Source organism: Sandarakinorhabdus sp. DWP1-3-1, from assembly GCF_049896705.1.
Taxonomy (GTDB): Bacteria; Pseudomonadota; Alphaproteobacteria; order Sphingomonadales; family Sphingomonadaceae; genus Sandarakinorhabdus.
Genome location: NZ_JAFCUV010000001.1, coordinates 1,230,454 through 1,253,840 on the forward strand (window position 1 = coordinate 1,230,454; position 23,387 = coordinate 1,253,840).

27 protein-coding genes are annotated in these 23,387 nt (G+C 69.5%); 6 read left to right on the forward strand and 21 right to left on the reverse strand.

What is annotated here, in order from left to right; all coding sequences use genetic code 11:
- Positions 1-2: 2 nt before the first annotated feature.
- The 9 genes from ACP7AI_RS05925 to mnmA form a co-directional block, all read right to left on the reverse strand.
- Complete coding sequence (locus tag ACP7AI_RS05925; RefSeq protein ID WP_426165109.1) at positions 3-1,469, reverse strand: hypothetical protein; 1,467 nt, start codon at positions 1,467-1,469, stop codon at positions 3-5.
- The gene (locus ACP7AI_RS05930) at positions 1,469-1,828 is read right to left on the reverse strand and encodes a hypothetical protein (RefSeq protein WP_426165111.1); all 360 of its coding nucleotides are present in this window, start codon (positions 1,826-1,828) and stop codon (positions 1,469-1,471) included. The genes ACP7AI_RS05925 and ACP7AI_RS05930 overlap by 1 nt, the downstream gene beginning before the upstream one ends.
- Positions 1,825-3,141: a FliI/YscN family ATPase gene (locus tag ACP7AI_RS05935; RefSeq protein ID WP_426165113.1), complete on the reverse strand. Its 1,317-nt coding sequence runs from the start codon at positions 3,139-3,141 to the stop codon at positions 1,825-1,827. The genes ACP7AI_RS05930 and ACP7AI_RS05935 overlap by 4 nt, the downstream gene beginning before the upstream one ends.
- A complete protein-coding gene (locus ACP7AI_RS05940) occupies positions 3,138-3,662 on the reverse strand; it encodes a FliH/SctL family protein (protein WP_426165115.1) in 525 nt (174 codons plus the stop codon). The genes ACP7AI_RS05935 and ACP7AI_RS05940 overlap by 4 nt, the downstream gene beginning before the upstream one ends.
- Entirely contained in the window at positions 3,655-4,647 is a 993-nt protein-coding gene (locus tag ACP7AI_RS05945) for a flagellar motor switch protein FliG (protein ID WP_426165117.1), read from the reverse strand. Before ACP7AI_RS05945 ends, ACP7AI_RS05940 begins: the two co-directional genes overlap by 8 nt.
- Positions 4,644-6,185: a flagellar basal-body MS-ring/collar protein FliF gene (gene fliF, locus ACP7AI_RS05950; RefSeq protein WP_426165119.1), complete on the reverse strand. Its 1,542-nt coding sequence runs from the start codon at positions 6,183-6,185 to the stop codon at positions 4,644-4,646. Before fliF ends, ACP7AI_RS05945 begins: the two co-directional genes overlap by 4 nt.
- Positions 6,186-6,201: 16 nt before the next feature.
- Positions 6,202-6,534, reverse strand: coding sequence for a flagellar hook-basal body complex protein FliE (gene fliE, locus ACP7AI_RS05955; protein WP_426165121.1), 333 nt, complete (start codon positions 6,532-6,534; stop codon positions 6,202-6,204).
- 2 nt (positions 6,535-6,536) lie between these two features.
- A complete protein-coding gene (locus ACP7AI_RS05960) occupies positions 6,537-7,736 on the reverse strand; it encodes a sigma-54 interaction domain-containing protein (RefSeq protein WP_426165123.1) in 1,200 nt (399 codons plus the stop codon).
- A gap of 210 nt (positions 7,737-7,946) precedes the next feature.
- Positions 7,947-9,041 carry a tRNA 2-thiouridine(34) synthase MnmA gene (gene mnmA, locus ACP7AI_RS05965; protein ID WP_426166566.1) on the reverse strand — a complete coding sequence of 365 codons (1,095 nt, stop codon included), beginning with the start codon at positions 9,039-9,041 and terminating at the stop codon, positions 7,947-7,949.
- Positions 9,042-9,194: 153 nt separating this feature from the next.
- Between mnmA and ACP7AI_RS05970 the strand changes: the two genes are divergently transcribed.
- Both ACP7AI_RS05970 and ACP7AI_RS05975 read left to right on the forward strand, forming a co-directional pair.
- Complete coding sequence (locus ACP7AI_RS05970; RefSeq protein WP_426165125.1) at positions 9,195-9,488, forward strand: DUF1153 domain-containing protein; 294 nt, start codon at positions 9,195-9,197, stop codon at positions 9,486-9,488.
- A gap of 161 nt (positions 9,489-9,649) precedes the next feature.
- The gene (locus ACP7AI_RS05975) at positions 9,650-10,354 is read left to right on the forward strand and encodes a response regulator transcription factor (RefSeq protein WP_426165127.1); all 705 of its coding nucleotides are present in this window, start codon (positions 9,650-9,652) and stop codon (positions 10,352-10,354) included.
- A gap of 18 nt (positions 10,355-10,372) precedes the next feature.
- Here ACP7AI_RS05975 and ACP7AI_RS05980 read toward each other — a convergent pair whose 3' ends face one another.
- A complete protein-coding gene (locus ACP7AI_RS05980; protein ID WP_426165129.1) occupies positions 10,373-10,663 on the reverse strand; it encodes an alkylphosphonate utilization protein in 291 nt (96 codons plus the stop codon).
- Between the two features lie 90 nt (positions 10,664-10,753).
- On the opposite strand from ACP7AI_RS05980, the gene ACP7AI_RS05985 reads away from it, so the two are divergent.
- Entirely contained in the window at positions 10,754-11,431 is a 678-nt protein-coding gene (locus tag ACP7AI_RS05985) for a spermidine synthase (protein ID WP_426165131.1), read from the forward strand.
- Positions 11,432-11,440: 9 nt separating this feature from the next.
- Here the strand turns inward: ACP7AI_RS05985 and ACP7AI_RS05990 are convergent, their stop codons facing one another.
- Genes ACP7AI_RS05990 through rpiB form a run of 7 tightly spaced genes read right to left on the reverse strand, consistent with a single transcriptional unit; the run spans position 11,441 to position 15,802 of the window.
- Positions 11,441-11,869, reverse strand: coding sequence for a phage tail protein (locus tag ACP7AI_RS05990; protein ID WP_426165133.1), 429 nt, complete (start codon positions 11,867-11,869; stop codon positions 11,441-11,443).
- Positions 11,866-12,294, reverse strand: a complete 429-nt coding sequence (locus ACP7AI_RS05995; protein WP_426165135.1) for a phage tail protein — start codon at positions 12,292-12,294, stop codon at positions 11,866-11,868. Before ACP7AI_RS05995 ends, ACP7AI_RS05990 begins: the two co-directional genes overlap by 4 nt.
- Before the next feature lie 56 nt (positions 12,295-12,350).
- Positions 12,351-13,118 carry an RNA methyltransferase gene (locus ACP7AI_RS06000; protein WP_426165137.1) on the reverse strand — a complete coding sequence of 256 codons (768 nt, stop codon included), beginning with the start codon at positions 13,116-13,118 and terminating at the stop codon, positions 12,351-12,353.
- Positions 13,111-13,593, reverse strand: a complete 483-nt coding sequence (gene nrdR, locus ACP7AI_RS06005) for a transcriptional regulator NrdR (RefSeq protein ID WP_426165139.1) — start codon at positions 13,591-13,593, stop codon at positions 13,111-13,113. The genes ACP7AI_RS06000 and nrdR overlap by 8 nt, the downstream gene beginning before the upstream one ends.
- Positions 13,593-14,012: a hypothetical protein gene (locus ACP7AI_RS06010; protein WP_426165141.1), complete on the reverse strand. Its 420-nt coding sequence runs from the start codon at positions 14,010-14,012 to the stop codon at positions 13,593-13,595. Before ACP7AI_RS06010 ends, nrdR begins: the two co-directional genes overlap by 1 nt.
- Before the next feature lie 21 nt (positions 14,013-14,033).
- A complete protein-coding gene (glyA, locus tag ACP7AI_RS06015) occupies positions 14,034-15,347 on the reverse strand; it encodes a serine hydroxymethyltransferase (RefSeq protein WP_426165143.1) in 1,314 nt (437 codons plus the stop codon).
- Entirely contained in the window at positions 15,344-15,802 is a 459-nt protein-coding gene (gene rpiB, locus ACP7AI_RS06020; RefSeq protein ID WP_426165145.1) for a ribose 5-phosphate isomerase B, read from the reverse strand. Before rpiB ends, glyA begins: the two co-directional genes overlap by 4 nt.
- Before the next feature lie 204 nt (positions 15,803-16,006).
- Here rpiB and katG point away from each other — a divergent pair, with 204 nt between their 5' ends.
- Complete coding sequence (gene katG / locus ACP7AI_RS06025; RefSeq protein ID WP_426165147.1) at positions 16,007-18,229, forward strand: catalase/peroxidase HPI; 2,223 nt, start codon at positions 16,007-16,009, stop codon at positions 18,227-18,229.
- Between the two features lie 195 nt (positions 18,230-18,424).
- Here katG and ACP7AI_RS06030 read toward each other — a convergent pair whose 3' ends face one another.
- The 4 genes from ACP7AI_RS06030 to murI are packed head-to-tail and all read right to left on the reverse strand — an operon-like array spanning position 18,425 to position 22,028.
- Entirely contained in the window at positions 18,425-19,693 is a 1,269-nt protein-coding gene (locus ACP7AI_RS06030) for an aminotransferase class V-fold PLP-dependent enzyme (protein ID WP_426165149.1), read from the reverse strand.
- 21 nt (positions 19,694-19,714) lie between these two features.
- Positions 19,715-20,764, reverse strand: a complete 1,050-nt coding sequence (locus ACP7AI_RS06035) for an enoyl-CoA hydratase/isomerase family protein (RefSeq protein WP_426165151.1) — start codon at positions 20,762-20,764, stop codon at positions 19,715-19,717.
- Positions 20,761-21,213: a PaaI family thioesterase gene (locus ACP7AI_RS06040; RefSeq protein WP_426165153.1), complete on the reverse strand. Its 453-nt coding sequence runs from the start codon at positions 21,211-21,213 to the stop codon at positions 20,761-20,763. The genes ACP7AI_RS06035 and ACP7AI_RS06040 overlap by 4 nt, the downstream gene beginning before the upstream one ends.
- An 11-nt stretch (positions 21,214-21,224) precedes the next feature.
- Positions 21,225-22,028, reverse strand: a complete 804-nt coding sequence (gene murI / locus ACP7AI_RS06045) for a glutamate racemase (protein ID WP_426165155.1) — start codon at positions 22,026-22,028, stop codon at positions 21,225-21,227.
- A 106-nt stretch (positions 22,029-22,134) separates the two neighbouring features.
- On the opposite strand from murI, the gene ACP7AI_RS06050 reads away from it, so the two are divergent.
- Positions 22,135-22,821 (forward strand): hypothetical protein, encoded by a 687-nt coding sequence (locus ACP7AI_RS06050; RefSeq protein WP_426165157.1) that lies wholly within the window; start codon positions 22,135-22,137, stop codon positions 22,819-22,821.
- A gap of 11 nt (positions 22,822-22,832) precedes the next feature.
- On the forward strand, positions 22,833-23,387 hold the full coding sequence (locus ACP7AI_RS06055) for an OmpA family protein (protein ID WP_426165159.1): 555 nt from the start codon (positions 22,833-22,835) through the stop codon (positions 23,385-23,387).

Here is a 23,387-nt window from a genome sequence, read left to right on the forward strand (position 1 = left end):
CTTCAGGCGTAGCGGTCCGGGGTGGCGAAGCGGTCGGACGGCTGGGCGACGAACAGGCGCGGCGGCACCGGTCGGCGTGTCTCGCCGCCGCCACTGCCCGGATTGCTGTCGGCTGCACCACCGCCGCCCCCGCCGCCACCGACGTCGAGCGACTGCAGCCGCAGCCCCTGCGCGGCCAGATCGGTGCCGAGCCGCGCCGCATCGGCGTTGACGAGCATGGCGCCACCGGCACCGAGCGCCAGCGAGACGCGTAGATCCTGCGGCCCGCCATCGAGCGCGATGCGGACATCGCCGAGCGCCGGCGTGGTGACGGTAAGCGCCCCAGCGTCGGCCGCGCGCGCGGCATCTGCCGGCGCACCGGGCGGCGCGGCATTCCCGGGTGGTGGCGGCGCAGCGGCAGGTGGCGGCACAAAGCCCGGCAGCGGCACCACGGAAAGCTGCGATGCATCGGGCAGCCGCGGCGATGCTGCCGCGTGCCCCAGCGGATCGGCGCGGTCCCTTGCCGCGCCGTCGCGGACCGCCGGCCGGCCGCCGCTGGCGGTCGGGAAAGCCGGGACGGCCGCCGGGACCGCCCCGGCTGCCGCCGCTGCCCCGGTCGGCGCCTCGGCAGGGACATCGGTGCCCCGCGACGCGATCGGCGCCTGTGTCCGGGGTGCCGGCGCCACCGGCGGCGCCATCGCAACGATTACCGGGCCTTGCGAAACAGGCGTTGCCGGCAGGTGGGCGGAGGTGCCGACAGTCGGCCCGATCGTCGGCGGCAACGGCCATTCAAGGGACGGCAGTGGCGCTGGAATACCGACCGTCGGGCCGATCGTCGGCGGCAGGTCAAGCTCGAACGACGACAGTGACACGGGGATGCCGACAGTCGGGCCGACCGTGGGCGGCAACGCCGCGGCAACCGGCGTGATCGGCAACGCCGCGGCAACCGGCGGGATCGGCAGCGACGTCGGCGTCAGGCTGTTGTGGGGGCCCGCCGTCGCCATCAGGGGGACGACGATCGGCGGACTGGGCAAACTGTACGCGGATGGCGACGGTTCCGGCAGCAACTGCACGGCGGGCACGGCTCGCCTCGCCACCGCGGACCGGCGCCCGAGCACCTGCTCCGACCGCAACGGCTCGGGCTCGCGCACCATCGACGCCTCGGCCGGCGGCGCGATTGCCGTCGCACCGGCCACCCTCGGGATCAGCGGGCGCTCGGGCATCTTGCGTACCGCGGGAGGCATGAGCGGTGCAGCCTCAGGGTCAGCACCCTCCGCCGCTGGCGTGTCCACGCCCGGATCCGGCGATACCGGCGGCACGGTCGTATCGGCCGGCATCGTCGGCACCACCGCCGGCATCGTCGCAGCATCGGCGCGCGCAACCGGCAAGGCGGCAGACAATGCCGCGGCAAAGCCCGGACCGACGGCGTTGCCGGCGCCGACCGCGGGCCCGGGGACCGCCACCGGCGGCGAAATTTCAGCGATCATCATCATTCCTGCTCCCGTTCAGCCCGCCGTGCCACCGCCGCATCGACCGCGGCGCGGGCCCGGCCCAGCGCCTCGACACCGGCGCGACGTTCCGCGGTGGTCGCCGCCAGCCGGCGCGCCACATCGTCCGCCAGCCGGCCCAGCATCGCGTCGGTCATCGCCCGTGACGCGGCGGCGGCCGCCGCCACCGGCCCCGGCGCGGCACCGCCATGCGCCAACAGATTCGTCACCCGCGCCTGCAGTGCCGCTTCCGCCAGCGCCCGCGCCTGGGTGCGCCCCAGCGCCGCCAGTACCAGCCGCGCCCGCACCCGCCGCACACGGATCAACCTGTCGAGCACGCGCGCCGCATCCCGATCCGTCATGGCATCACCAGGGCGTTGAGCGCCGCTCGCGCCGCCACAGCATCGACACGCTCGCCGCGCGGCTGGGCGCGCCAGGCCTCGAGCTGCGGCGCCAGCGCCAGCGCGGCATCGAGCTCGGGATCGGCGCCGGGCGCATAGGCGCCCATCAGCACCAGGTCGCGATTGTCCTCGATCAGCGCCGACAGCCGCCGGAACCGCGCCGCCGCCGCCAGATGGTCGTCGCTGCACACATCCGCCATAACCCGGCTCGCCGAGGTGGCGATGTCGATCGCCGGGAACTGCCCGCGCCCCGCCAGCTTGCGGCTGAGCAGGATATGTCCGTCGAGCACGCCGCGCGCCGCATCGGCGACCGGGTCGCCGGCGTCGTCGCCCTCCTGCAGCACCGTCACGATCGCCGTGGTCGCCCCGCCGCTGCGGCGATCACCGCCGGCGCGTTCGGCGAGCGCGGCGATGAGCGCCATCGCCGACGGCGGATAGCCGCGCCCGCCGGCGTGCTCGCCGCGCGCCAGCGCGACCTCGCGGGCGCCGTGGACGACCCGGCTGAGGCTGTCGAGGATCAGGAGGACGTGCCGCCCGGCGTCGCGAAAGCCCTCGGCGATGGCAAAGGCCCGTTCCGCCCCGCGCACGCGCAGCAGCGGCGCATCGCCGGCCGGCACCGCGATGGTCACGGTCCGCGCCCGCGCCGCGCCGGCGAGTTCAAGCTCGATGAAATCGGTGATCTCGCGGCCGCGCTCGCCGATCAGCGCCATGACGACGACATCGGCCGCCGCCCAGCGCGCCACCTGGCCGAGCAGCACCGATTTGCCGACGCCGGTGCCGGCCATGATGCCGACGCGCTGTCCGCGCCCCAGCGTCAGCAGCCCGTCGATCGTCCGCACCCCGGTATCGAGCGCCGCCGTCACCCGGGCGCGATCGCCGGGCGCCAGCACCCGCCCCTGCGCCGGGCGCCGCTCGGCACTTGCAATCGGCCCCAGCCCGTCGAGCGGCCGGCCCAGCCCGTCGATGATCCGCCCGAGCAGCGCCGGACCCGTGGCGACATCATTGTCGATGCCATCGGTCAGCACCGGCGCGCCGGGCACGATGCCGGCCAGCGGCGACAGGCCCATCAGCACGGCGCGGCCATCGCGAAAGCCGATGATCTCCGCTGCCTGGCGGCCCGTGCCGACCAGCGCCCGGCCGCCGACCAGCGCCTCGATGCCGATCGCTTCGACGGTGGTGCCGTCGAAGCCCACGACCCGCCCGCCACGGCGCACAGGCAGAGGCGGCACCACGGCACCGGCTGCCAAGCCGGTCAGGGCGGCGGTCACCGTCATGCCAGCCCCGCCAGCACGTCGTCGAGCCGCTGGCCGATGTCGACCGCAATACAGAATTCGGTACCCGTCACACAGACGCTGCCCGGCGGCAGCGCCGGATCGGCGGCGGTGGCGATGTCCGGCAGATGCGGCCGCAGCGCCGCCAGCGTGTCGGGATGGGCGTTGAGCGTCGCCGCTGCGCCCGGCCGCACCGCGGCCAACGCCGCCTCGACCAGCGGCAGCAGCACTGCCGCGCCGGCCTTCAGCTCGGTCATCAGCACCGTTTCCGCCATCCGCCGCACCAGCGCGGCAAGGACCGGCCGCAGCGTATCGGCCTCGATCAAACAGGCCGCTTCATAGGCCGCTGCCGCCGCCGCGAGCTGGTCGCGCAGCGGTGCCAGCGCGGCGTCGGCCTCGGCTGCGCCGGCGGCAAAGCCGGCGTCGAACGCCACGGCCCGCACCGCGTCCAGGTCGGGCACCACGACCGGCACCTCGACCCGCGGCTGCAGCGCCGACAGCAGCCCCGCAAGCCCCTCAGACATAGGCACCTGCCGCTCCCGGCATCATCACCGCGCCGCTTTCGCCCAGCCGCCGCACCAGCGCACAGATCTCCGCCTGCGCGGCATCGACCTCGGCGCGCTTCATGGGGCCGCGTTCGGCCAGGTCGTCCTGCAACTGCGACGCCGCCCGCTTCGACATGGCCGAGAAGACGAGGCCCTGCAGCGCCGCGTCGGCACCCTTCAGCGCCACGGCCAGCGTCGCCGGATCGACCTCGCGCAGCACCAGCTGCACGTCCTTCATGCCGAGGCCGAGCAAGTCGGCAAACACGAACTGCTGCGCCGCAACCTCGGCAGCGAGATCGGCATCGACGCCGGCCAGCGCTTCAAGGAGCCCGGCCTTGTCGGTCGACAGCTTGACCAGCCGCGCGGTGAATTCTGTGCCGGCAAGCAGCGCCTCGTTGGCAGCGCTCTCCTGCGCCGCCAGCTTGGCCTCCAGGTCGGCCTCCAGATCGGCAATGACGGCCGGGGCGACCGGCTTCATCGTCGCCAGCCGGGTCACGACATCGCCGCGCATCGCCAGCGGCAGCGCATCGAGCACCGCGGCGGCACGCACGTCCGCCAGATGCGCCAGCACCAGGGCCGCGGCCTGGGGATGCTCGTCCGACAACAGCGTCGCGATCGTCGCCGTATCGAGCCAGTCGAGCCCGGCGAAGCGGCGCGGCGCGGCGGGCGGCCCCAGTTGCTCGATCACCCGCTCGGCGCGCGGCGTGCCCAGCGCCCGCGACAGCACGGCGCGCACCTGCCGACCCTGGCTGTCGAGCGCCGATACCCCGCGGGTACGGCTGATGAACTCATCGAGCACGCCGTCGATCAGCGTCGGCTCGATCTCGGCGACGGTCAGCATCGCCTCCCCGACCGCCTGGACCTCGGCCGCATCCATGCGGCGCAGCAGCTCGGCGGCCTGCACCTCCTCGAGGAGCAGCACGAGAATGGCGCATTTCTGCGCGCCGGTGAGGGGCGCGGTCATGCCGCCAGCATCTGCCGCGCCACCGCCGTCGCGCGATCGGCGTCAGCGGTCACCAGCCCGCGCGTCGTGCCCAGCTTTTCGCTGTAATCGATGCCAGGCACCGCTTCGCCGACCGGCATCAGTTCGCCACCGTCGATCGGATCGGCCAGGGCCGGCACGGCGCGCCTGCGGAACCGCAGCGCCGCGATCACCCCGCCGACCAGCAGAGGCAGCGCCAGTGCCGCCAGCGGCGCATAATCCTTCACGGCCGGCTTTTCATACCAGGGCTGCAGCGGCTCGGGCGTCGGCACGGCAAAGCCGCGCAGCTGCACCTCGACGATGTCGCCGCGGGCCTGGTCGTAGCCGACGGTGCCCCGGACGATGCGCACCAGCCCGGCGATGTCCGCCGGCGTCGCCTTGGCCAGCGCCGCCTTGTCGATGACGACCGCGACCGACAGCCGGCGCAGGCGCGGCGCCAGCCCGCGCGTCACGGTCACGTCGCGGCCGATCTCCCAGGCGCGGTTGGTGCTTTCATTGGTCACCTGCGGGGCCGGTGCCGGCACCGGCGCTGCGGCCGGCGGCGTGGCGGTCAGCTGCGCCGCCGCCGGCGCGGTGTTCGACAGCGCGCCCGGAATCCCGCGCGCCGGCAGCGGCGACGTGTCGATCGCCCGGGTCGCGGCCTCGCTGCGCAGCACGCCGCCGGGGGCATAGCGCTCCGACGAGGCCTGGTTTTCGCTATAGTCGACATCGGCAGCGACTTCGGCGGTAAAGCGCCCGGTACCGATCAGCGGTGTCAGCAGCTTCCACAGCCGCTCGCGCACCATCCCTTCGACCTTGACCTGATAACCGAGCTGCGCCGCCTCGCCGACGCTCGTGCCCGCCGACAGCAGCGCGCCCGACTGATCGACGACGCTGACCTTGTCGGCCGCCAGCCCCGATATCGACGACGATACCAGCCAGACGATGGCGCGCACCTGCGCCTCGCCCAGAACGCGGCCCGGCGCCAGGGTCACGAACACCGACGCGCTCGCCGGCGCCTTGTCGCGCACGAACACCGATGGCTCGGGCGTCGCGATATGGACGGTGGCATGACGAACGCCGTCGATGGCCTCGATCGACGCCGCCAGCTCGACGGATGCGGCATTCTTCAACCGCGCCGCCTCAACGGCGCGGCTCAGCCCCAGCGGCATGTCCCCCACGGGATCGAGCGCCTTGGCCGATTTCGGCAGTCCCTGGCCCGCCAGCAGGATACGCGCCGCCGCGACATCGCCGGCGCCGACCTCGACGCTGCCGCTGTCGGGGTTGATGCGCGCGGCATAATTGCCCGCGGCCAGCGCGGTCATCACCGCCGATTTGTCGCCATCGGACATCTCGCCGTACAGCGGCCGCCAGTCGGGCGCGCGCAGCGCCAGCCACAGCAGCATCACGACGACCAGCGCGAGCGCGGCGAAGATCGCCGGCCGGGCGCGAACCACGGCGGGACTGGCGGCGATCGCGCGGGCGCGATCCTGCCAGGCGAGCGGCGACGCCTCGATGACGGCCAGGCCCGTCTCGGTCATCGGTCAGCAAGCCACGTCAAAGCGGCATGCTCATCACGTCCTTGTAGGCGCCGAGCAGGCGGTTGCGCACCTGCAGCGTCGCTTCGAAGGCGATCGAGGCCTTTTGCCGGGCGATCATCACGCCGGCGAGATCCTGGCTGTCGCCGCGCTCATAGGCATCGGTGGCGGCACTCGCCTTGCCCTGGATGGCGCTGACCGATTTCAGCGCGTCCTGCATGGCGGTAGCGAACTGCGGCGGCGCAGCGACGGCAGGCGCGGCGGTCGCCGCGACCTGCGAGATGGCGTTGCTCTGCGCCAGGATCTGCGCGCGCAGCGCAAGCACCGAGCCCGTGTTGACCGGCGGCAGCATCGTTATTGCACCGTGGCGGCGGCACCGGACGGACGCCGCGCCGACATCGCCGCAAGCTTGTAGCGCAAGGTACGCTCGCTGATGCCGAGCCGTTCGGCAGCAGCGCGCCGGCTGGCGGTTTCGGCCAGCACGCCGCGGATGACGCGGTCTTCATGCGTTCGGACGAGTCCGCCGAGGGGGGCGGCGGACTCGTCCATTTCGACGCTGGCAGGGGGGGCCAGCCGGTCGAAAACCAGATGCGAAACGTCGATGGTGGCGCCTTCGGTCAGCACCAGGGCGCGATCGAGGACGTTGCCGAGTTCCCGGACATTGCCGGGCCAGTCGTGCGCGGCAAGCCGGGCCAGCGCCGCCGGCGTCGGCCAGCAGACGGCGCCTTCGCCGGCCTTCAACAGCCAGCGCGCCGCGATGGCGGTGATATCGGCGGGACGCTCGCATAGCGGCACGGTGCGCAGCGGGAACACAGCGAGGCGATAGTAGAGGTCGGCACGGAACCGCCCGGCGGCGACTTCGGCGGCAAGATCGCGATTGGCGGCGGCGATGATGCGCACGTCGATCGCCTCGGGTTTCGTGGCGCCGATCGGCAGCACCTCACGCTCCTGGATGGCGCGCAGCAGCTTCGATTGCAGCGGCAGCGGCAGTTCCGAAACTTCGTCGAGCAGCAGCGATCCGCCCTGGGCGGCGCGGAACAGCCCGCGGCCCTGCCCGGTGGCACCGGTAAAGGCGCCGCGCTCGTGACCGAACAATGTTGCTTCCAACATGGTTTCGGGGAGCGCGGCGCAGTTGACCGCGACCAGGGGACAGTCGCGGCGGGGGGACAGGGTGTGGACAAGACGGGCGAGCCCTTCCTTGCCGGTGCCGGTGGCACCTTCGATGAGGACGGAGACGTCATGGGCGGCAACGCGGCCGGCGAGCGCCAGCAGTTGGCGGGACTGCGGCGCCGCGGCGGCCGGGGCATCGGCGGGCGCGGCAAAGGCAGCGACAAGCGCCAGGGCGAAATCATGGTCGGCAGGGGCAATGCGGAGTTCGAGCCGATCGGCATGGACGACGGCGCGCGAACGGGTGGCGGGCTGGAGGGCGATATGGCGCCCGGCCGGCCGGCTGCCGTCGAGGACGATGCGGCAACTGCCGATCTCGATGGCGTCGAGGCTCGGCAGCCAGTCGAGGCCGCGGGCAGGAGCAGGGGTGGTGGGCAGGCTTTCCATTACCCCTGCCTAGCAAGGGCCGTGCCAATTGGCCGTTACGGGTGGCGCGCAGGGGGAGAAGCGGGCTGCTGCCAAGGCGTGTCAGTTTTCCGACACGCCAAACCGTCAATTTCCTGACGCGCGGTGTCAGGGAATTGACGCAAGTAGCGGCAATAGCCTGCCTTATGCCGGCAAGGCGTTGCCGGGTTTACCGGTTTTCCCCGTGTGGGCCTACCGCAGCGTCGCCGCGATCGTCGCCCCGCCCAGCACGCGGCTGCCGCGATACGCCACCGCCGCCTGCCCGGGCGCCACGCCCAGCAGCGGTTCGTCGAAGCGCAGCCACTCGCCGTCCCACACCGCCGGCGCCAGCGCCGCCAGCGATCGCACCTTGACGTCGACCGGTCCATCGAGGTCGCCGAGCAGGTTCACCTCCTCCAGCCGCGCGGCGCTGACCGCCAGCGCGGCGCGCGGCCCGGCAAAGACCCGGTTCGACGCTGCATCGATGCCGGTGACATACAGCGGCTCGGCACGGCCTCCGAGATCCAGCCCGCGGCGCTGGCCGACGGTGAAACGGTGGATGCCGCCATGCCGGCCGAGCACCTGGCCGGCGCTGTCGACGATATCGCCCGGCGTCGCCAGCTCGGGCCGCAGTTTCTCGACGATGCCGGCATAGTCCTTGCCGCCGACGAAGCAGATATCCTGGCTGTCGGGCTTGGCGGCAACGCTCAGGCCAAAGCGCTCGGCCTCCTGCCGCACCACTGCCTTCGACAGCCCGCCCAGCGGAAAGCGCAGGTAATCGAGCTGCGCCCTGGTCGTCGTCCACAGGAAATAGCTCTGGTCCTTGGCCGGATCGAGGCCGCGATGCAGCTCCGGCCCATCGTTGCCGACGATCCGCCGCACATAATGACCGGTCAGCAGCGCCTCTGCCCCCAGCCCCTGCGCCAGTTCGAGCAGGTCGGTGAACTTCACCGTCTTGTTGCATTCGACGCACGGCACCGGCGTCTGGCCACGGGCATAGCTGTCGGCAAAGGCATCGATGACGGCGGCGCGAAACCGTTCCTCCATGTCGACGACATAATGCGGGATGCCGATGCGTTCCGCGACCGCACGGGCATCGCGGATGTCGGCACCGGCACAGCACGCCCCCGGCCGCGCCGCGGCAGCGCCGGCATCGTACAGCTGCAGCGTGACCCCGACGACATCGCAGCCGGCCTCCGCCGCCAGCGCCGCGACCACCGAGGAATCGACACCGCCCGACATGGCCACGGCCACGCGGCGGCCGGCCAGTGGCGCCAGCAGGCCGGTCACGTCATCGGGGGCGAGCATCGTCGTCACCGGCCCGCGCTTTCCCCTGTTCGTTGGCGGCGTCAACCCCCTCCCGTCGTCGCACGGCGGTGCTGTTAACCATCGTTACCGCTTATCGACGCGCGCCCGCCGCCGTGAACGCTGGTGGGACAGGCAGGCGGCAAGGGGCATGCAATGGACGTACAGGACACTGATAGCGGCGGCGGCATGGCGCCAATGGCGGCACCTGCGATTGATAGCCTGCCGCCGGTCGATACCAAGCGCTGGGTGGCGCGGCGCAAGGCGGCGGTTCTCGATGCCATCGCCTCGGGCGTGCTCAGCAGGGCCGATGCCTGCGCACGCTATCGCATCTCGGAAGCCGAGCTGCGCCTCTGGGAACGCGCTGTCGCCTGCGCCGGCGTTCCCGGTCTCAGGGTGACCCGCGTACAGATATATCGGCCGGTGTTTGCCGCGCGCGACGGCCGATGAGTACCATAATCACCGCGACTGGCGTCTCCATTCGCCTATCAACGGATGGTATACGTCGCATCGGTCTTGAACATGGGCATGAAAGAAGTCTCTATGGCCAGGAGGACAGCGAGGAACGGTGTGGCGCCGTTACCCGACTTCCCTCCCCGGAGGCGAGTATCATGCGTGTTTTGTTGATCGAGGATGACAGGGCGATGGCGCGGTCGGTCGAGCTGATGCTCGACGAGGCCGGGTTCGAACACGAGACTGCCGGCACCGGCGAAGTGGCGCTGGAATATGCGCGAACCTATGAATTCGACGTGATCATGCTGGATCTGACGCTGCCCGACCTGCACGGTCACGAGGTGCTGAAGCGACTCCGCATGCTGCGCATCGCGACCCCGGTGCTGATCCTGTCGGGCGACAGTGAAACCGGCAGCAAGGTGACCGGCTTTGGCGCCGGCGCCGATGATTACGTCACCAAGCCGTTCGATCGCGCCGAGCTGATGGCCCGGCTCCACGCCCTCGTCCGGCGCAGCCAGGGCCACGCCCAGTCGCTGATCGTCACCGGCCCGGTCGCGATCGATCTCGCCGCCCGTACTGTCGAAGTCGGCGGCCGCCGCGTCGGGCTCACCGGCAAGGAATATGCGATCCTCGAGATGCTCTCGCTCAGGAAGGGCATGACGCTGACCAAGGAAATGTTCCTGACCCACCTCTACGGCGGTCGCGACGAGCCCGAGCTGAAGATCATCGACGTCTTCATCTGCAAGCTGCGCAAGAAGCTGCACCAGGCCGGCGCCCCGCCGTCGGGCTGCATCGAAACGGTGTGGGGCCGCGGCTATTCGCTGCGCGATCCCCAGGTCGAACGGGCCGCCGCCGTCGCCTAGACCTTTCGCTGCGCGCCGTTACCGCTTGCGGACGAATTCGGCGCGCAGCACAAGGCCCTTGATGCCGTCGAACCGGCAGTCGATTTCCTGGTCGTCGCCGGTCAGCCGGATCGACTTGATGACCGTGCCGCGCCGCAGTATCTGGCCGGCGCCCTTGACCTTCAGATCCTTGATCAGCGTGACGCTGTCGCCGTCGACTAGGATGTTGCCAACCGAATCGCGCACTTCGACGGCCGTCGCCACCGGCACGTCGGACGCCGGCAGCCATTCGCCAGTGGCTTCGTTATAGACATAATCATTGTCGCTCATCGTCCGCCCCCGCCAGCATCTCGCGCGCCCATAGGCGCGGCAGGTGACGCTGTCGCCCCTTGCCGCTAAGGAAGCGCCAAAGGATAGCCGATGAAACCCCGGATACTGCTTGGCGAGGCCGATGTACCCGGCGGTGGCCACCTCAAACTCTACGAACGGGACGGTGCTTTCTCGATCATGCTCGGCGCCAGCGAGCTGATGAACAGCCGGCTGAGCGGTTCCGAACAGGCGCTGGCCACGCTGGCCTGGGACAAGATGCCCAAGGGCGCCTGGCCCAAGCTGCTGATCGGCGGGCTCGGCATGGGCTTCACTCTGCGCGCCGCGCTGGCGGTGATGCCGGCCGATGCGGAGATCGTCGTCGCCGAGCTGGTGCCCGAAGTCGTCGAATGGGCGCGCGGGCCGATGGCGGAGCTGTTCGCCGGCAGCCTCGACGATCCGCGCGTCACCGTCATCGTTGCGGACGTCGGCGAGCTGATCGAGGCCCAGCAGAAGCGCTGGGACGGCATCCTGCTCGATGTCGACAATGGCCCCGAAGGGCTCAGCCGCGCGGGCAACGACTGGCTGTATCGCCGCCCGGGCCTGATCGCCATCCGCCAGGCCCTGCGCGCCGGCGGCGTGCTGGCGGTCTGGTCGTCGGCGCCCGATGGGCCATTCACCAATCGGCTCAAACGGTCGAACTTCGCCGTCGAGGAAAAGGTCGTGCGGGCCAACGGCGATCGCGGTGGCGCGCGCCAAGTCATCTGGCTGGCGGTGCCGGAGTGGAAATAGCGGCCACTGTCAGCGAATGACCCGCCCCGGCTTTGGCTGCGGGTCCGCCGGATAGTCCAGGTCCATCCGCTCATAGGCCAGTGCCAGCGTCTCCAGCATCAGCGCTGGCGCATTGGCATCGAGCGGCGTGTGCGACAGCATCACCGGCCGCGCTGCCTTGAAGGTCCACACCATCACCGGCTCCCGCGTGGCGCCGAGCAGCAGCACCTTCACGTCGCGCGCCGCCTTGCCGCCGGCGCGCGCCTTGTCCCACCAGGCATAAAGGTCGCGCCGGCCCGTCACCGCGCGGCGCAGCACCAGCGGCTGGGCGATGCCTTCGACACCGAAGTCGGGAAAGCCGACACTGGCAAAGCCGCCGCCGATTGCCGGGTCACCCGCCTCGCCGGCTGCGATCTCGACGCTGAAGTTGCCGGTGCCGAACGGCCCCTCGCTGGTCATTCGATCTCGAGCCGCTCGTGCGCCAGGACGATTTCCTCCATTGCGACCTGATTGGCAGCCGCGTTCAACGGCCCCGACACATGCTTGATGATGCGCGCCCGCGTCAGCTTGAAGCGCTTCACCGGCTGGTGCGTCTCGTCGTGCAGCACGATGACGACGTTGCGGACATCGTCCTGGCCGTCGGCGATACCGCGCAGCCATTGGTAAAAGCTGGTGGAGGCGACCAGGCCCCGCTTCAGCGTCACGTCGCCGACCTTGTGCAGCCCCGGCAGGCTGCGGACGCTGTTCGCCTTGTCGTTGCCGTTGCGATAGCGGATCAGCTCGGTCTCGAAGCTCAGCCCGGAGACTTCGGCAAAGCCGGCCTCGTCGATGCCGTCGATCTCGACGACGAAGTTGAAGGCGCCCCAGGGTCCATTGATCGGCATCGGCTCTGCCCCATCGTTGCGGCGCCGATGATAATCCCGGCGGCCCGGCTGCGCAATCAGTCGCCGCCAGGATGCCGCTTGAACGACAGGCCGCGGACGATGCCGCGCAGGGTGCGGACCTCGCCGGCCGAATATTCGGGCCGGGTGAACAGGTTGCGCATCAGCAGGCGCGCCGCCGCGGCGCGGCCGGGCACCGGGTTGTAATAGCCGTTGGCACCGAGCTGGGCATCGATCGCCGCGATCAGCCCTTCCAGCTCCTCGTGCGGCGCCGGCCCGTCATGGTTGACCAGCGTCGTCGCGGCGGCACCGGAGCCCTGGCGGAACCATTCATAAGCGATGACCAGCACCGCCTGGGCGAGGTTGAGCGAGCCGAAATCGGGATTGACCGGGATGGTCAGGATCGCATGGGCCACGGCGAGGTCCTCGGTCTCCAGCCCGGTGCGCTCGGGGCCGAACATGATGCCCGCCGGCGCCGCCAGCGCGTGGCAGTCGGCGGCGGCTTGGGCGGGGGTGACGACGCGGCGGACCAACTCGCGATTGCGAATCGTCGTCGCGAATACCAGCGACAGCCCGGCACAGGCATCGGCAACGCTGTCGAACACCCGCGCACCATCGAGCACGACATCGGCGCCGCTCGCCGCCGGCCCGGCATCGGCATTGGGCCAACCGTCGCGCGGCGCCACCAGCCGCAGATCGGTCAGTCCGAAATTGAGCATGGCGCGCGCACAGGCGCCGATGTTCACGCCCAGCTGCGGGCGGACTAGAATGACGGCGGGAGCGGTCGCCCTCCTCCCCTCTGAGGGGGAGGAATTCAGGTCAGTCATCAGTCGCCATTCGCGTCGCCGCGACCTGATCCGACAGGCCTCCGACAAACGTCTCGAAATCGCGCGCCTCGCGGAAATCGCGGTACACGCTGGCAAAGCGGATATACGCCACCGGATCGAGCGCCTGCAGGCCCTCCATCACCATCTCGCCGACCTTGCCGACCTCGATCTCGCCATCTCCGGTCGATTCGAGCCGCCGCACCACGCCATTGACCATGCGCTCGATGCGTTCGGGCGCGATCGGGCGCTTGCGGCAGGCGATCTCGATCGACCGCGCCAGCTTGTCGCGATCGAAGACCTCGCGCTTGCCCGATTTCTTGACGATGGTCAGCTCGCGCAGCTGGATGCGCTCGAACGTCGTGAAGCGGCCGCCGCACGCCGGGCACTGCCGGCGGCGGCGGATCGCCGAGGCATCCTCGGTAGGGCGGCTGTCTTTGACCTGGCTGTCGTCGTTGCCGCAGAACGGGCAGCGCATCAGGACTTCTTGGTGATCGTGCGCAAATAACCGAGGCCGGCGCCGACGATGGCGCCAAAGATCGGCCCGACGATCGGCAGCGGCAGCGCGATCACCGCCCCCGCGGCGGCGCCGACCGCCATGTTGCGGCCCATCTGGTTGGGAATGGCTTCCTTGGTACGCACTTCGGCATCCTTGACGAATTCGACCGCCTGCCGGCCGATGTCGCTGCCCAGCGCCTTCTTGCCAAGCTCGCTGTCCATGGCCTTGCGGCCCAGCTCCTCGGCCTTTTCGAACGCCGTGTCGGTGGCCTCGGCGACGCGCTTGCCGGTGTCGGTCTCGATGAACTTCTTGCCGGCATCGAGCGCCTCGGCCGCCAGCTTTTCCGCCTTGGCGGCGAGGTCGTCGGGCTTGCCGCCCGTCCCGTTGGTGTCGCTCATCGCATCCCTCCCTGTTGCAGCTCAGCCGTTCGGATAGATGGGGAAGCGCGCGCACAGCGCCCGCACCCGCACATTGACCGCCTTTTCGACCTCGGCGTTGCCGTGCTCGCCGTTCGCGGCCAGGCCATCGAGCACGTCGGCGATCATGTCGCCGATGGCGGCAAATTCGCTCTGGCCGAAACCGCGCGTCGTGCCGGCCGGCGAACCGACCCGGATGCCGCTGGTCTTCGTCGGCGGCAGCGGATCGAACGGCACGCCGTTCTTGTTGCAGGTGATGCCGGCGCGCTCCAGCGCCTCGTCGGCGTCCTTGCCGGTCAGCCCCTTGGGCGTCAGGTCGATCAGCGCGACATGGGTATCGGTGCCGCCGGCGACGACCGCGCAGCCGCGATCCTTCAGCCGGGCCGCCAGCGTCTGGGCATTGGCGACGATGCGAACGGCATAGTCCTTGAAATCGGGCTGCAACGCCTCCCCGAAGGCAACGGCCTTGGCGGCGATGACATGCATCAGCGGGCCGCCCTGCATGCCCGGGAACACCGCACTGTTGAACTTCTTGCCCAGCGCCTCGTCGTTCGACAGGATCATGCCGCCGCGCGGGCCGCGCAGGGTCTTGTGGGTCGTCGTCGTCACGACATGGGCATGCGGCAGCGGCGACGGGTGGATGCCGGCGGCGACCAGCCCGGCGAAATGCGCCATGTCGACGTGCAGCAGCGCCCCGACGCTGTCGGCGATCGCCCGGAACCGCGCGAAATCGATGATCCGCGGATAGGCCGAGCCCCCGGCGATGATCAGCCGCGGCTTGTGCTCCTGCGCCAGCCGCTCGACCTCGTCATAATCGATCAGATGATCCTCGCGGCGCACGCCGTATTGCACCGCATTGAACCACTTGCCGCTCATCGACGGCGCGGCGCCATGGGTCAGGTGGCCGCCGGCATCGAGGCTCATGCCCAGGATCGTCTCGCCCGGCTTGACCAGCGCCAGCATCACCGCGCCATTGGCCTGCGCGCCCGAATGCGGCTGCACATTGGCCCAGGCGCAGCCGAACAGCTGCTTGGCCCGCTCGATGGCCAGCGTCTCGACAGCGTCCGATGGCGCACAACCCTGGTAATAGCGCTTGCCCGGATAACCCTCGGCATATTTGTTGGTGAACACCGAGCCCTGCGCCTCCAGCACCGCGCGCGACACGATGTTCTCGGACGCGATCAGCTCGATCTGGTTCTGCTGGCGGTCGAGCTCCGAAGCCACCGCGGCGGCAACGGCAGCATCGGCGGTCGCCAGATGCGTTTCGAAAAACCCGTTCGGCAGGGTTTCGGTAACGTGCGCGGGATCGGTGCTCATGCGGCGATATCCTTCAACTGCCCCAGCTTGGCGACACGACCCGCGTGCCGCCCGCCGGCGAATTCGGTGTTCAGAAATTCGTGCACGCAGTCGCGCGCTACCTCGATGCCGATGATCCGACTGCCGAGCGCGATGCAATTGGCGTCGTTGTGCTGCCGCGCCAGCCGCGCCATCAGGCCGGACGTAACCAGCGCGCAGCGCACTGCCGGGTTGCGGTTGGCGGCGATCGAAATGCCGATGCCCGATCCGCAGATGGCGATGCCAAAGCCCGCCCGCCCGGCGGCGATCGCATCGCCCAGTCTCGCGCCATACTCCGGGTAATCGACCGACGCCTCGCTGTCGGGCCCCAGGTCGATCACGTCCCGGCCGGCGGCGCGCAGGTCCGCGACCAGCGCCTCTTTCAGCGCAAAGCCGGCATGGTCGGAAGCGAGTGCGATTGCGGCGGTCACGGTCATCTTGATGCTGCGGCGGTTGGGAACCCCATATCTAGAGGCTAAGCCGGATTCGGGCAATTGGTGATTGCGCCGGCGTCGCTGCCATTCCGAAACGACTGATGCAAAAATCCGGTCAGCACGAACGGAAAAATAGGTTTGGCCCGCATGGGTCGTTACGCCATCAGACCGGCACGGGATATCGCTCCCGCTCCTGGGGAACCATCAATGACCACGAAAACCCTGTTGCTTGTCGCCACCTGCATGTTCGGCCTGACGCCGCTGCCGGTCGCCGCGCAGGCCGCCGACACTGAGAAGACCGTCAGCAACCAGTTCTGGTGGCCCAGCGCCATCGACCTGTCGCCGCTGCGGCAGAACAGCCCCGAAAACAATCCGTTCGGCCCGGGCTTTGACTATGCGTCGGAATTCCGCACGCTCGATCTCGCCGCCGTCAAGAAGGACATCGCTGCGGTGCTGACGACGTCGCAGGCCTGGTGGCCGGCCGACTACGGCAGCTACGCACCGTTCTTCATCCGCATGGCCTGGCACAGTGCCGGCACCTATCGCATCGCCGATGGCCGCGGCGGCGCCGGCGGCGGCCAGCAGCGTTTCGAGCCGCTGAACAGCTGGCCCGACAACGCCAATCTCGACAAGGCGCGCCGGCTCCTTTGGCCGGTCAAGCAGAAGTACGGCCGCAAGATCAGCTGGGCCGACCTGATGGTCCTCGCCGGCAATGTCAGCCTCGAATCGATGGGCTTCAAGACCTTCGGCTATGGCGGCGGCCGCACCGACGACTGGCAGGCCGACCTCGTCTATTGGGGCCCGGAAAAGAAGTTCCTCGCCGATGAGCGCTACAGCGGCGATCGCCAGCTGAAGAATCCGCTCGCCGCGGTCCAGATGGGCCTGATCTATGTCAACCCCGAAGGCCCCGACGGCAAGCCCGATCCGCTCGCCTCGGCCCGCGACATCCGTGAAACCTTCGGTCGCATGGCGATGAACGACGAGGAAACCGTCGCGCTGATCGCCGGCGGGCACAGCTTCGGCAAGGCGCATGGCGCGAAGCCGCCGGCCGATTGCGTGGGCGTCGAACCCGCTGCCGGCGCCGTCGAGGCGCAGGGCATGGGATGGACCAGCAAGTGCGGCACCGGCGTCGGCGTCGATGCCATCACCAGCGGCCTCGAAGGCGCCTGGACGTCGACCCCGACCTTCTTCTCCATCCAGTATCTGGAGAATCTCTATGCCTTCGACTGGGTGCAGACGAAGAGTCCGGCCGGCGCGACGCAATGGGTTCCGGCGAAGAACGGCGGCGCCGGCACCGTGCCGGACGCCCATGATCCGACCAGGACCCACCAGCCGATCATGTTCACCACCGATCTGGCGCTGAAGTTCGACCCGTCGTACCGCAAGATCACCCAGCGCTTCCTGAAAAAGCCGGCCGAGTTCGAGCTGGCCTTTGCCAAGGCCTGGTTCAAGCTGACCCATCGCGATCTCGGGCCGCGCGGCCGTTATCTCGGCGCCGAAGTGCCGAAGGAAACGCTGATCTGGCAGGATCCGGTGCCGGCGGTCGATCACCCGCTGGTCACCGCGGCCGATGTCGCCACGCTGAAGTCGCGCGTCCTCGCCTCGGGCCTCACCGGGCCGGAGCTGGTGCGCACCGCCTGGGCGGCCGCCGCCACCTTCCGCGGCACCGACATGCGCGGCGGTATCAACGGCGCCCGCATTCGCCTCGCCCCGGAAAAGGATTGGGCCGCCAACGACCCCGCCGAGCTGGCGCGGGTGCTGGCGAAGCTGGAAACCATCCAGGGCGACTGGAACCGCAGCGCGCCGGGCGGCCGCACCATCTCGCTCGCCGACTTGATCGTGCTGGCCGGCGGCGCCGCCGTCGAACAGGCGGCCAAGGCGGCCGGCCAGGCGGTGACGGTGCCGTTCGAGCCCGGCCGCAGCGATGCGACCCAGGCGCAGACCGATGTCGTCTCGTTCGCCGCGCTGGAACCGCAAGCCGATGGCTTCCGCAACTACTACAAGGCGGGCAACCGGCTGACCCCGGCGGAGGCGATGGTCGACAAGGCGGCGCTGCTCAACCTGACCATCCCCGAGATGACGGTGCTGGTCGGCGGCCTCAGGGTGCTCGACGCCAATGCCGGCCAGGCCGCGCACGGCGTCTTCACCGCCCGGCCCGGCACGCTGAGCAACGACTATTTCGTCAACCTGCTCGACATGTCGACGAAATGGGTCAAGGCGCCCGCCGCAGAGGGCATCTACGAAGGCCGCGACCGCACGTCCGACAAGCTGAAGTGGACGGCGACCCCGGTCGACCTGATGTTCGGCTCCCAGTCCGAGCTGCGCGCCGTCGCCGAAGTCTATGCCGCCGAGGACGGCCGCGAAGCCTTCGTCCGCGACTTTGTCGGCGCCTGGAACAAGGTGATGACGCTCGACCGCTTCAAGAGCTGAAGCGCGGCGGGACCGGCGGTGCCACGCGGGTGCCGCCGGTTGCTTCGCATATGTCACCCCGGCGTAGGCCGGGGCCCATGAACCATAATCCTGGTCACGCCAGCACGCTCGACCCGCCGGTCGCCAAAAGCGTGGTTCATGGGCTCCGGCCTTCGCCGAGGTGACAGGTAAGAAGCGGGACCTCGTGCTCCCCAATCACCGTGCCATCTCCCCCACCAGCGCCCGCAACGCCGGCACCAGGGCATCGACCTCCGCCGGCGTCGTGAACAGCGATGGCGTCACCCGGATGCAGGCACCGCCCGCCAGCCCGGCGCGATGCACCGTCATGATGTTGAACCGTTCCAGCAAGGCATCGGTGATGGCGATGTTGTCGGCGACACTCGTCCGCCCACGAATCCGAAACGACGTCGACGCGCCATGCAGCGCCGGATCGTCGGGCAACAGGATCTGCAGGCCGTCGAGCCCCCGCAGCGGCCCGACCCAACGATCCCGCAGCCATTGCAGCCGCGCCAGCTTCGCCACGGGATCGATGCCGGCCTGGAAATCCAGCGCCGCCGGAATGGTCAGCTGCGCCGAATAATCGACCGTACCCTGGTAGGCGCGGTCATCGGCCGAATCCGGCCGAGCCTCGGGCGCCGCCGGCGACGGTGCGATCGCATCGGTGCGGCCCTTTCTGATCCAGATCGCCGCCGCGCCCAGCGGCGCCCCCACCCATTTGTGGAAATTCATGCCGACGAAATCGGCACCGAAATCGGGGATACTGAAGCGCATCTGGTAGAAACTCTGCGCGCAGTCGACGATCGCCTCCGCCCCCGCCGCCTTCACCAGCGGCACGATGCGCGCCACCGGCAGCACCAGGCCGTGGCGGTGGCTCATGTGCGTCAGCAGGACGAGTTTCAGCCGTGGCGTCCGCGCGATCGCCTCGGCATAGGCGGCGACGGCGCTGTCGGCGGTCGGCGGCTCGGGCAGGCTGATCTTCACCGCCTCCGCCCCGCGGGCGCGCGCCAGCGAGATCATAGACCCTTGGGTCGATTCATAATCGGTGTCGGAATAAAGGATGCGATCCCCCGGGCCGACATCGCGGAACTGGCTGATCAGCGCCGTCAGCCCCTCGGCGGCATTGCGGCACAGGCCGATCTCTTCGGGCAGCACGCCCATCGCGGCTGCGGCACGCTCCCGCACCACCGCCTGGTCCCTCACCATCGCGCGGCGCGCATACCAGCTGTTGTCGCGGTTCAGCCGGGCGACGATCTCGCGATGCGCCTCGAGCACCGGCGTCGCCATGCTGCCCCAATAGCCGTTTTCGAGCTGGATGACCCGCCGCGTGACCGGATATTGCGCCGCCAGCGCCGCCCAGCCGGCCTCGTCGGTCGCGGCCAGCGGCAGGGCGGCGCCCGAGACTGCCTGGCCCGGCAACGCCGCTCCCGCCATGCCGGCCAGCGCCACCCGCCGCGTGATGCTCATCCAGCCCCCCTGCGTCTCCGCCTATTCGAACGTCAGGTCGCCGCTCACCGGTTCCTGCAAATGCCGCTCGACATCCGCATCGGTGACCGCTTCGAACGTCGCCGGCGACCACAAGGGATTGCGATCCTTGTCGAGCAACTGCGCCCGCACGCCTTCGAAAAAGTCGTGGCCGTTACGGATCTCGCAGACCATACGGTATTCGGTCACTAGCGCGTCCTCGATGTCGGCGCTGGCGCCCAGTCGCAACCCTGCCAGCGTCAGCTTGCACGATGTCGGCGACATGCGCCGGATGATCGCCGCCTGCTCGCGCGCCCAGTCGTCGCCTTCATCCAGGCTGGCGAGAATGTCCTCCACCCGGTCATGGCCGAAATGGAAATCGATGCCGTCGCGCAGCGCCTCCAGCGCAGAGCCGCCGGGATCGCCGTGCAGCGTCGCCAGCAGCTCGCCGATGGTCTCGTCGCTCGTCGCCAGCAGGTCGCGCAGCACGTCGAGCCGCTCCACCGGCACGAAATGCGTCGCGATGCCGGCATAGACACAGTCCGCCGCCTTCAACCGCGCGCCGGTCAGCGCCGCCCAGGTGCCGATCTCGCCCGGCAGCCGCGGCAGCGCATGGGTGCCGCCGACATCGGGGATCAGGCCGATGCCGGTTTCGGGCATCGCAAACAGCGTGCGCTCGGTGGCGACGCGATAGGGCCCGTGGATCGACAGGCCGACGCCGCCGCCCATGGTGACGCCGTCGAGGATGGCGACATAGGGCGTTACCAGCCGCGCGATGGCCTGGTTCATGCGATACTCGTCGTGGAAAAAGCCTTCGAACAGCGCCTTGTCCTGCCGGCCCTCCCGCGCCAGCAGCGCAACGTCGCCGCCGGCGCAAAAGGCACGATCGCCGGCGCCTTCGATGACGATGCGTTCGACCTGCGGATCGGCGGCGCCTTCGAACAGCGCACGATGGATCGTCCGCGCCATCGCCAGGTTGAGCGCGTTGAGCGCCGCCGGCCGGTTCAACGTCAGCCACAGTGCGCGGCCGCGGCGTTCGACCAGGACTTCCGGTTCGACAGTCATGTCGCTCATGTGCGTTCCACCATATTGTGTTTCTCGGGCATCGGCTGGGGCAACGCGCTGGTCGACAGTTTGGCCAGCAGCTTGCCGCTTTCGTCGGTCAGTTCCGCCTCCATGAAGGCGACGCTGCGGCCCAGCTTGATGCAGCGGCCTTCCGCATACAGCCAGCTATTGGCCTTGGCCGGCGCAAAGAAACTGGTCTTCAATTCGATCGTCGGCACCACGATGCGCGTGCCCGACTTGACGATAGCCGCCACCGCCGCCGCATCATCGAGCATGGCGACGACGATGCCGCCCTGGACATTGCCCATCGGATTGCAGAAATTGAGGCCGACCTTGAAGCGCATCCGCACCCGGCCGGCCTCGCTGTCGACCTCCAGCAGTTCCTGGCCCAGCAGGATCGCCGTCGGCGGCACGAACTTGCGCATCCGTTCGAGCAACTGGTCGTCGGTCATGGCCATGCGCGGCGCCCCTAAAGGATCTCGGTGCTGTCGAGCCCGAAGCCTTGAAGCGCCCGCGCCAGCGCGTCAACATGGGCGTCGGCCCGCGTGAAGACGGCGCGGCCCGGCAGCGGCACGCCCTGACCCGCGCGCTGCCCCGCATCCGGCCCCAGCAGATGCGCCACCCGCCGCGCGATCCCGGCGCCGCCATCGACAAAGGCCAGCGGCTGCGTCGCGGCGGCCGCAAGCTCGTCCTGCAGCAGCGGGAAATGCGTGCAGGCCAGCGCCACCATGTCCATCCGGTCGCCGCCCGGCTGGTCGGTCAGGCCGCGCAGTTCCGGCGCAACGTCCTCCGCCGTCACCGTCTCGCCGGCCAGCTTGGCCTCCGCCAGCGTCACCAGCCGTGCCGAGCCGTGGCGCAGCACCAGGCAATCGCCGGCGAACTCCGCCGACAGCCGGTCCACATACGCCTGGCGCACCGTCGCCGCCGTGCCCAGCACGCCGATCACGCGGCTAAGCGACCGCTCCGCCGCCGGCTTCACGGCCGGTACCGTGCCGACGACGGCCACGTCGAGCGCCGCCCGCACGTGCGACAGCGCGATCGTCGAGGCGGTGTTGCAGGCGATCACCACCAGTTGCGGCCGGAACCGCTCGACCAGCCGCCCGAGCAGCGCCGGCACCCGCGCCGCGATCTCGGCTTCGGACCTGGTGCCATAGGGGAAGCCGGCGTTATCCGCGGCATAGACGATGCCCAGCCCCGGCAGCAGCGACCGGATCGGGCCGAGCACCGACAGCCCGCCGACACCGGAATCGAAGACGAGGATGGGCGCTGTCATGGCAGCCCCCTAGCCAAACTGCGGCGCGACGCCTAGCCGCCACGGCCGGCAGGGATTGCCCTTTCATTGCGATACCGCAACAATAAGCCGGCATAGGCTTGGGGGCATGGCGGTGGAAGCGGACAAGTTCATCAACTCGGTCGAAAAATACGTCCGTGAATTCGTGCTCTACCTGCTGTCGTTTTTCTGGGGCGGACGGTACGACAGCGAGAACGATCCCCTGCTCGACAGCATCAACAAGACGTTCGTGTTCGCAATCATCAGCGCGACTGTCGGGGCTTATCTCTGGAACCGCTACATCTACGGCAACAGCGGGACTGTCCACGACTTGGCGGCATTGCTGACCGACACCCTGTTACGCTGGTTTTCATACGGTCTGCTGCTTTTCGCGCTACTTCGGGCATTTCGGATTCGGCCACACATTCTTTTGCCCATGCTCGCCGTCTTTAAGGTGTTTTCGGTCGCGCATGTCATCGCGATCTTCGGATCGTATCTCGTCAAGAACACGCTCTGGATGTTCCTGCACAGCAGCGAATATCTGCAGTCCGGATCGCGCAATGCCGCCATCGCAGCCTATCTGCTGCAGACCACACTGATCTTCCTCTATATGCCCCGGGAGATCGCCGCGATTGCCGGTACCGCCGGTCGCGCGACGCGATGGATGGTCACGGCGCTGTTCCTGCTGGCCGTAAGCCTTGTGGTCTTCGCCAATTTCCTCGATCCGCTCGCCGCGCGGCAATCCCACGAAACCATCGCCGGCAAGGCCGATCTTGCACCGGGGCCGGCACGGTGACGCGAATTCAGATGTTCGCCGGCCTGTCGCTTGCCGCCCTGATGACCGTGGCGACCCCGGCGCTGGCCCAGCCCGTTGCCGGAGCGCGGGACTGTTCCCCGATCGAGCGAATCTGGTACGCGATCACCCTGCGTGACGGCATTTGCACGCCGCCGTCGCCCAATCCCGGCCCGCCGCCGCCACCGCCACCGTATTTGCCGCCCCCGCCGCCCATGGCCGCGCAGCCGGGGCCATTCCTGGTCTATTTCGATTGGGACAGTTCGGCCATCACCGCCGAAGCAGCCCTGCTCCTCGACAACGCGGCCAGGCAATACGCCTCCACCGGAGGCGCAAGCATCGTGATCGCCGGGCACGCCGACGCATCCGGCGCCGCTGCGTACAACATCGGACTTTCGCAAAGGCGGGCCGATGCCGTAAAGGATCGGCTGGCGGCGCTTGGGCTACCTGCCAACGCCATCGTGACCGAAAGCTATGGCGAAAGCCGGCTGATGGTCGTTACTTCCGACGGTGTGCCGGAGCCGCAAAACCGCCGCGTGGAAATCGTCTTCGGCAAACCCGGCAGCTGA

What these genes read in the sequence shown, in the direction of transcription:
- ACP7AI_RS05960 (WP_426165123.1), bottom strand. Translation starts at nt 7,736, where the DNA reads ATGGAAAGCCTGCCCACCACCCCTGCTCCTGCCCGCGGCCTCGACTGG.
- ACP7AI_RS05930 (WP_426165111.1), bottom strand. Translation starts at nt 1,828, where the DNA reads ATGACGGATCGGGATGCGGCGCGCGTGCTCGACAGGTTGATCCGTGTG.
- ACP7AI_RS06055 (WP_426165159.1), top strand. Translation starts at nt 22,833, where the DNA reads ATGTTCGCCGGCCTGTCGCTTGCCGCCCTGATGACCGTGGCGACCCCG.
- ACP7AI_RS05945 (WP_426165117.1), bottom strand. Translation starts at nt 4,647, where the DNA reads ATGACCGCGCCCCTCACCGGCGCGCAGAAATGCGCCATTCTCGTGCTG.
- ACP7AI_RS06040 (WP_426165153.1), bottom strand. Translation starts at nt 21,213, where the DNA reads ATGGCCATGACCGACGACCAGTTGCTCGAACGGATGCGCAAGTTCGTG.
- ACP7AI_RS05940 (WP_426165115.1), bottom strand. Translation starts at nt 3,662, where the DNA reads ATGTCTGAGGGGCTTGCGGGGCTGCTGTCGGCGCTGCAGCCGCGGGTC.
- ACP7AI_RS05935 (WP_426165113.1), bottom strand. Translation starts at nt 3,141, where the DNA reads ATGACGGTGACCGCCGCCCTGACCGGCTTGGCAGCCGGTGCCGTGGTG.
- nrdR (WP_426165139.1), bottom strand. Translation starts at nt 13,593, where the DNA reads ATGCGCTGCCCGTTCTGCGGCAACGACGACAGCCAGGTCAAAGACAGC.
- rpiB (WP_426165145.1), bottom strand. Translation starts at nt 15,802, where the DNA reads ATGACCGTGACCGCCGCAATCGCACTCGCTTCCGACCATGCCGGCTTT.
- glyA (WP_426165143.1), bottom strand. Translation starts at nt 15,347, where the DNA reads ATGAGCACCGATCCCGCGCACGTTACCGAAACCCTGCCGAACGGGTTT.
- ACP7AI_RS06010 (WP_426165141.1), bottom strand. Translation starts at nt 14,012, where the DNA reads ATGAGCGACACCAACGGGACGGGCGGCAAGCCCGACGACCTCGCCGCC.
- mnmA (WP_426166566.1), bottom strand. Translation starts at nt 9,041, where the DNA reads ATGCTCGCCCCCGATGACGTGACCGGCCTGCTGGCGCCACTGGCCGGC.
- ACP7AI_RS05985 (WP_426165131.1), top strand. Translation starts at nt 10,754, where the DNA reads ATGAAACCCCGGATACTGCTTGGCGAGGCCGATGTACCCGGCGGTGGC.
- ACP7AI_RS06000 (WP_426165137.1), bottom strand. Translation starts at nt 13,118, where the DNA reads ATGACTGACCTGAATTCCTCCCCCTCAGAGGGGAGGAGGGCGACCGCT.
- murI (WP_426165155.1), bottom strand. Translation starts at nt 22,028, where the DNA reads ATGACAGCGCCCATCCTCGTCTTCGATTCCGGTGTCGGCGGGCTGTCG.
- ACP7AI_RS05990 (WP_426165133.1), bottom strand. Translation starts at nt 11,869, where the DNA reads ATGACCAGCGAGGGGCCGTTCGGCACCGGCAACTTCAGCGTCGAGATC.
- ACP7AI_RS06050 (WP_426165157.1), top strand. Translation starts at nt 22,135, where the DNA reads ATGGCGGTGGAAGCGGACAAGTTCATCAACTCGGTCGAAAAATACGTC.
- ACP7AI_RS06030 (WP_426165149.1), bottom strand. Translation starts at nt 19,693, where the DNA reads ATGAGCATCACGCGGCGGGTGGCGCTGGCCGGCATGGCGGGAGCGGCG.
- fliE (WP_426165121.1), bottom strand. Translation starts at nt 6,534, where the DNA reads ATGCTGCCGCCGGTCAACACGGGCTCGGTGCTTGCGCTGCGCGCGCAG.
- katG (WP_426165147.1), top strand. Translation starts at nt 16,007, where the DNA reads ATGACCACGAAAACCCTGTTGCTTGTCGCCACCTGCATGTTCGGCCTG.
- ACP7AI_RS05980 (WP_426165129.1), bottom strand. Translation starts at nt 10,663, where the DNA reads ATGAGCGACAATGATTATGTCTATAACGAAGCCACTGGCGAATGGCTG.
- ACP7AI_RS05925 (WP_426165109.1), bottom strand. Translation starts at nt 1,469, where the DNA reads ATGATGATCGCTGAAATTTCGCCGCCGGTGGCGGTCCCCGGGCCCGCG.
- fliF (WP_426165119.1), bottom strand. Translation starts at nt 6,185, where the DNA reads ATGACCGAGACGGGCCTGGCCGTCATCGAGGCGTCGCCGCTCGCCTGG.
- ACP7AI_RS05970 (WP_426165125.1), top strand. Translation starts at nt 9,195, where the DNA reads ATGGACGTACAGGACACTGATAGCGGCGGCGGCATGGCGCCAATGGCG.
- ACP7AI_RS05995 (WP_426165135.1), bottom strand. Translation starts at nt 12,294, where the DNA reads ATGCCGATCAATGGACCCTGGGGCGCCTTCAACTTCGTCGTCGAGATC.
- ACP7AI_RS05975 (WP_426165127.1), top strand. Translation starts at nt 9,650, where the DNA reads ATGCGTGTTTTGTTGATCGAGGATGACAGGGCGATGGCGCGGTCGGTC.
- ACP7AI_RS06035 (WP_426165151.1), bottom strand. Translation starts at nt 20,764, where the DNA reads ATGAGCGACATGACTGTCGAACCGGAAGTCCTGGTCGAACGCCGCGGC.